The sequence below is a fragment of the Shewanella sp. SM87 genome (assembly GCF_025653705.1).
In the GTDB taxonomy this organism is placed as follows: Bacteria; Pseudomonadota; Gammaproteobacteria; order Enterobacterales; family Shewanellaceae; genus Shewanella; species Shewanella oncorhynchi.
Genome location: NZ_JAKKSC010000017.1, coordinates 110,652 through 117,349 on the forward strand (window position 1 = coordinate 110,652; position 6,698 = coordinate 117,349).

The 6,698-nt window shown below is 46.6% G+C and carries 3 protein-coding genes, 1 rRNA gene and 1 pseudogene; 4 read left to right on the top strand and 1 reads right to left on the bottom strand.

The window, feature by feature from the left end; translation table 11 throughout:
• The first annotated feature begins 78 nt into the window (after positions 1–78).
• A complete protein-coding gene (lpxC, locus tag L5M11_RS14705; protein ID WP_011845621.1) occupies positions 79–999 on the top strand; it encodes a UDP-3-O-acyl-N-acetylglucosamine deacetylase in 921 nt (306 codons plus the stop codon).
• Positions 1,000–1,011: 12 nt separating this feature from the next.
• Here the strand turns inward: lpxC and L5M11_RS14710 are convergent, their stop codons facing one another.
• The gene (locus L5M11_RS14710) at positions 1,012–1,458 is read right to left on the bottom strand and encodes a DUF721 domain-containing protein (RefSeq protein WP_106648311.1); all 447 of its coding nucleotides are present in this window, start codon (positions 1,456–1,458) and stop codon (positions 1,012–1,014) included.
• Positions 1,459–1,485: 27 nt separating this feature from the next.
• Between L5M11_RS14710 and L5M11_RS14715 the strand changes: the two genes are divergently transcribed.
• The 3 genes and pseudogenes from L5M11_RS14715 to L5M11_RS14725 all read left to right on the top strand — a co-directional run.
• Positions 1,486–2,385 (top strand): M23 family metallopeptidase, encoded by a 900-nt coding sequence (locus tag L5M11_RS14715; protein ID WP_105251201.1) that lies wholly within the window; start codon positions 1,486–1,488, stop codon positions 2,383–2,385.
• A gap of 60 nt (positions 2,386–2,445) precedes the next feature.
• A pseudogene (gene secA / locus L5M11_RS14720) lies at positions 2,446–5,164 on the top strand (preprotein translocase subunit SecA).
• Between the two features lie 814 nt (positions 5,165–5,978).
• A 16S ribosomal RNA gene (locus tag L5M11_RS14725) occupies positions 5,979–6,698 on the top strand; the annotation flags it as partial.

The following is a 6,698-nucleotide window of genomic DNA, read 5'->3' on the forward strand; positions in this document are numbered from 1 at the left end:
GGACCAGTGCGGCTCGATTTGCCGACGCTGAGTGTACAAATATTAGGCTTTATAATTGGCATATAAACGGGTAACTGAATGATATTTCAACGAACTGTTCAGAAAATGGTGAAAACAACTGGTGTCGGATTGCATTCTGGCAACAAGGTCACTTTGAGCATTATGCCCGCGCCCGTTAATTCAGGGATCGTACTCGTGCGCACCGATTTGAGTCCTGCCGTCGCCATCCCAGCGAAGGCGGAGCAAGTTCGTGAAACCACTATGTGTACGGCACTTGTCAATGACGAAGGTATTCGTATCTCGACCATTGAGCATTTATTTGCAGCACTTGCGGGTTTAGGCATAGATAACGCTGTAATCGAAGTGGACGCGCCTGAAATTCCTATTATGGATGGCAGTGCAAGCCCATTCGTCTTCTTGTTGCAGTCTGCGGGTATTAAAGAGCAGGCCGCGCCTAAGAAGTACTTAAAGATTAAGCGCCCTGTGCGCGTTGAAGATGGCGATAAATGGGCCGAGTTAAAACCGTTTAAAGGTTTTAGAGTCAATTTTAAAATTGATTTTGCGCATCCAGAAATCGCTCGTAGCCAACAGCATGTGGTGATGGACTTTTCAACTTCTGCTTTTGTGAAAGATATCAGCCGCGCCCGTACTTTTGGGTTTATGCGTGATATCGAATATTTGCGAGCCAACAACCTAGCGTTGGGCGGCAGCATGGAAAACGCTGTTGTACTTGATGAATATCGCGTCCTTAATCCCGACGGCCTGCGTTATGAGGACGAATTTGTTAAGCACAAAATTCTAGATGCGTTTGGTGATTTATATGTAGCTGGGCACGCTATTTTAGGTGAGTTCACTGCGTATAAAACTGGTCATGCGTTGAACAACCAATTGGTGCGTGCTTTACTCGCGCAACAAGATGCGTGGGAGTTGGTCAGCTTCGAAAAAGAAGCCGATGTCCCCGTCAGCTTTACCGTACCAGGTGGCGCTGTATTTGCTTAAAAAGCGGTAAGATTATTTATTACGGCTGGCCAATGAGGCCAGCCGTTTTAGTTTTTCACCCAGTGAACCGCCAATATTTTCCGCTAATGCTGCAATGTGCTCCGCTGCTGCTGGGCTTAATTCTTTATGTCCCTGTTTAGGCTTTGCGTCATACATTGCTAATCTCGGGTTGACTTTAACTTCAATTGCGGTAAGGATTGGGAGCGTTTCTGCTTGAAGCTGGGTTAATAGCTTCGGCTTTTGGAAATTAATTCGCGCAGCCCAGGCTGCCGAAGTGGTTTCAACCACAAGAACACCCTGGCGGAAATTAGCGACTTTTAGTTGCTCCGCAACAGGACCTGCAATAATCTGCTTCACATGCTGATCCAGATACATAAGTAGTTCCGCTTTCTCAGCAAGGTCGGGTAATTTTCCCGATTGATGCAGTAATTGGCTGAGATCTTGAGGGGGCTTTTTCATATGATAATAAGATGGCTGAATTAGGCTATGAGTGTAACAGTATTTATTCAAGGTCGGAATGGCGTCACACGCTGGCAGCCCAGTAAACGCTGGTTGCTACTTCCAATACTATTGTTGGCCACTGGGTCCGGTATTTATCAACACAACTCCGCTCGATTTCAAGATCAGCAAGCCAGTGTCGATAACGATCGTCTCGTGCGCGAACAACAAAAGAAACAAGTCTTAGAGCTTAAAAGTGCTACTGAGTCTCAACTGGCTATGCTTGTGACTCATGTTGCACGTATGCAAGCCAAGATCACCCGTCTCGAAGCTTTAGGTCAACAGGTCGCCCAGCAGAATAAGTTGGATGAAGATTTTGATTTTTCATCCGAGGTTGGTGTGGGTGGTTTGAGCGAACTAGGCACTAACATCGAGCTCGGACAGCTTATCGACGATATGGATAAGTTGGCATCACGAATTGACAATAATAATGTTCAGCTTTCACTACTTGAAACAGTGTCATCTAACCACCATATAGATGATGAACGTTATATATCAGGTATCCCGCTCGATAAAGGTTGGTTGTCGTCGCCCTACGGATTACGTAATGACCCTTTCAACGGTCGCAGGTCTGTGCATAAGGGGATTGATTTTACCGGTCGAGAAGGAGCTAAAGTTGTTGCGACTGCTGCAGGCGTGGTGACTTTTGCTGGAAATATGTTCGGTTATGGCGAATTGGTTGAAATCGACCATGGTAACGGTTTGCATACGCGTTATGGCCATAATAAAGCTTTGTCAGTGACTGTAGGTGATGTGGTCGCAAAAGGCGATGCTATCGCCAGTATGGGAAGCACTGGGCGCTCAACTGGGGCTCATGTGCATTATGAAGTGTTGCGCGGCGGACAGCAGATAGATCCACAAAAGTTTGTCTACCGCAAAGCAAGTTAATTGAAACATTGGCTTCTAGTTTCCATCATGGACTTGGCCTACAGAGAATAAGTGATTCAGATGTTTGGTAAATTACTGACAAAAGTATTTGGTAGTCGCAACGACCGCACCCTTAAAGGGCTTCAAAAGATCGTTATTAGCATTAACGCATTAGAAGCTGATTATGAAAAATTAACCGATGAAGCATTAAAGGCGAAAACCGCAGAGTTCCGTGAGCGTTTAGCTGCTGGAGCTTCATTAGATAGCATCATGGCTGAAGCCTTTGCGACAGTACGCGAAGCGTCTAAGCGTGTATTTGATATGCGTCATTTCGACGTACAGTTACTCGGCGGTATGGTACTCGACAGCAACCGTATTGCTGAAATGCGTACGGGTGAAGGTAAAACCTTAACGGCAACCTTACCCGCCTACTTAAACGCATTGACAGGCAAAGGCGTCCACGTGATTACAGTGAACGATTACTTGGCACGTCGTGATGCCGAGAATAACCGCCCACTGTTTGAGTTCCTTGGTTTAACCGTAGGAATCAACGTCGCAGGCATTGGCCAACATGAGAAGAAATCTGCCTATAACGCCGATATCACTTATGGGACCAACAACGAGTTTGGTTTCGATTATCTGCGCGATAACATGGCGTTTTCACCGCAAGAACGGGTTCAACGTCCGTTGCACTACGCCCTAATCGATGAAGTGGATTCAATCTTAATCGACGAAGCGCGTACGCCGCTGATCATTTCTGGCGCTGCCGAAGATAGCTCTGAGCTATACATCAAGATCAACACCCTGATCCCCAATCTTATCCGTCAAGATAAAGAAGATACGGAAGAGTTTGTGGGTGAGGGCGACTACAGCATCGATGAAAAAGCCAAACAAGTGCATTTTACCGAACGTGGTCAAGAAAAAGTAGAAAACCTGTTGATCGAGCGCGGCATGTTAGCCGAAGGCGATTCACTCTATTCTGCAGCTAATATTTCCCTGTTACACCACGTCAACGCGGCGCTTCGTGCGCACACGCTGTTTGAACGTGATGTGGATTACATAGTACAAGACAACGAAGTCATCATAGTCGATGAACACACGGGTCGTACTATGCCAGGTCGTCGTTGGTCAGAAGGCTTACATCAAGCTGTCGAAGCCAAAGAAGGCGTACACATTCAAAACGAAAACCAAACATTAGCTTCGATCACTTTCCAGAACTACTTCCGTCAATACGAGAAGCTGGCAGGTATGACAGGTACAGCTGACACTGAAGCGTTTGAATTCCAACACATCTATGGATTAGACACAGTCGTTGTGCCTACTAACCGTCCAATGGTGCGTAAGGATATGGCGGATTTAGACCGCCGATGAAAAATATCAAGCGATCATTAAAGACATTAAAGATTGCCGTGAACGTGGTCAGCCAGTATTGGTGGGTACAGTATCAATCGAACAGTCTGAACTGTTAGCGCGCTTAATGGTGCAGGAAAAGATCCCGCACGAAGTTTTAAATGCTAAATTCCACGAACGAGAAGCAGAAATCGTCGCGCAAGCTGGCCGTACTGGCTCTGTGACTATTGCGACGAACATGGCAGGTCGTGGTACCGATATCGTGCTTGGCGGCAACTGGAACATGGAAATCGATGAACTCGATAATCCAACAGCAGAGCAAAAAGCTAAGATCAAAGCCGATTGGCAAATTCGTCATGATGAAGTCGTTGCTGCGGGTGGTTTACATATCCTAGGCACAGAACGTCACGAATCACGCCGTATCGATAACCAGTTACGTGGTCGTGCGGGTCGTCAAGGTGACGCGGGTTCATCACGCTTCTACCTGTCGATGGAAGATAGCTTAATGCGTATCTTCGCCTCGGATCGTGTTTCTGGCATGATGAAAAAGCTGGGTATGGAAGAAGGCGAAGCGATCGAGCATCCATGGGTGTCACGCGCAATCGAAAACGCTCAACGTAAAGTTGAAGCCCGTAACTTCGATATCCGTAAGCAATTACTCGAATTTGATGACGTCGCTAACGATCAACGCCAAGTGGTTTACGCCCAGCGCAATGAGTTGATGGATGCGGAAAGTATTGAAGATACTATCCAAAACATCCAAGACGATGTGATTGGCGCAGTAATTGATCAGTATATTCCACCGCAATCAGTAGAAGAGCTGTGGGATATCCCAGGTTTAGAGCAACGTCTACACCAAGAATTTATGCTCAAATTACCTATCCAGGAATGGTTAGATAAAGAAGACGATCTGCATGAAGAGAGTCTACGTGAGCGTATTATTACTGCTTGGGGCGATGCGTATAAGGCAAAAGAAGAAATGGTTGGCGCACAAGTGCTACGCCAGTTCGAGAAAGCCGTTATGCTGCAAACGCTCGATGGTCTGTGGAAAGAACACTTAGCGGCGATGGATCATCTGCGCCAAGGTATCCACTTACGTGGTTACGCACAGAAGAATCCAAAGCAAGAATATAAGCGTGAGTCGTTTGAGTTATTCCAACAACTGCTGAACACCTTGAAACATGACGTCATCAGTGTGCTGTCGAAAGTACAAGTGCAGGCTCAGTCAGATGTGGAAGAAATGGAAGCGCGTCGTCGTGAAGAAGATGCCAAGATCCAGCGCGACTATCAACACGCAGCGGCAGAGTCGCTTGTTGGCGGTGGTGATGAGCATGAAGCTGTCACTGCGCAAGCACCGATGATCCGTGATGGTGACAAAGTGGGTCGCAACGATCCTTGTCCTTGTGGCTCTGGTCGTAAGTACAAACAATGTCACGGCAAGTTAAGTTAATCTGCTGACAGATTAAGCCTACTGAATAAGTAGAATAAAACGTACACTAAAGGCAACTTATCTAAGTTGCCTTTTTATTTCTTCATTAATTTAGAATTAAGCCTCACGTTTACTTCCATGTCATCCGGATTACATTCTTACTCTTCTTTATATAGCTAATCGTCGTTATTCCCCATTGAACATCATTTCATTCTTATCGATAGCCTCTAAAGTTAACCCGCCGCTGTAGCAAATTTAACCGTTAAAACCCATTTTGTGGATAAGTCTGAGGATAAAGTGGGGGTATTGTGTGACTAACTGAAAGTATTAAAAAAAGATCCATTTTTCTCAAAAAAGCCCTTGCGGACTTTTTCAATCTCCCTATAATGCGCATCCACTGACACGGCAGACAGCGAAACGCAAGTTAAGCAAAGAAAGCCAAGCAGTTCATCGGTTAGCAAGCTAAACGATGAGTGTTGAGAAAGTTGAAAAAACTACTTGACGCACTAACGGGAATGCGTAGAATACGCAGCCCTGACCCGCTGAAAACTCAGTGTGTGGTCAACGCTCTTTAACAATTTATCAAGCAAATCTGTGTGGACACTCACAGGTGTTGAGTTAATCGAAACTGCTTAACCTTCGGGTTGGCAGTCAAAAATTTAAATCAATGTTTTCAAGTCATTCTCCTTAACGGGAAGCATGATTGAGTGTTCATAGTAATATGTACATACAGTAATGTATGAATTGAAACGCGATGCTTCTTAGTGAGCAAAGCGAATCAAAACAGTAGAATTCATTGAGCCGCTGAAGTCGTAAGACGGAAGCAACAAAACTTTAATTGAAGAGTTTGATCATGGCTCAGATTGAACGCTGGCGGCAGGCCTAACACATGCAAGTCGAGCGGCAGCACAAGGGAGTTTACTCCTGAGGTGGCGAGCGGCGGACGGGTGAGTAATGCCTAGGGATCTGCCCAGTCGAGGGGGATAACAGTTGGAAACGACTGCTAATACCGCATACGCCCTACGGGGGAAAGAGGGGGACCTTCGGGCCTCTCGCGATTGGATGAACCTAGGTGGGATTAGCTAGTTGGTGAGGTAATGGCTCACCAAGGCGACGATCCCTAGCTGTTCTGAGAGGATGATCAGCCACACTGGGACTGAGACACGGCCCAGACTCCTACGGGAGGCAGCAGTGGGGAATATTGCACAATGGGGGAAACCCTGATGCAGCCATGCCGCGTGTGTGAAGAAGGCCTTCGGGTTGTAAAGCACTTTCAGTAGGGAGGAAAGGGTGTARCTTAATACGTTATATCTGTGACGTTACCTACAGAAGAAGGACCGGCTAACTCCGTGCCAGCAGCCGCGGTAATACGGAGGGTCCGAGCGTTAATCGGAATTACTGGGCGTAAAGCGTGCGCAGGCGGTTTGTTAAGCGAGATGTGAAAGCCCTGGGCTCAACCTAGGAATAGCATTTCGAACTGGCGAACTAGAGTCTTGTAGAGGGGGGTAGAATTCCAGGTGTAGCGGTGAAATGCGTAGAGATCTGGAGGAATACC

Excerpts from the sequence above, each read along its gene's own strand:
- lpxC (WP_011845621.1), top strand. The coding sequence starts at position 79 with ATGATATTTCAACGAACTGTTCAGAAAATGGTGAAAACAACTGGTGTC.
- L5M11_RS14715 (WP_105251201.1), top strand. The coding sequence starts at position 1,486 with ATGAGTGTAACAGTATTTATTCAAGGTCGGAATGGCGTCACACGCTGG.
- L5M11_RS14710 (WP_106648311.1), bottom strand. The coding sequence starts at position 1,458 with ATGAAAAAGCCCCCTCAAGATCTCAGCCAATTACTGCATCAATCGGGA.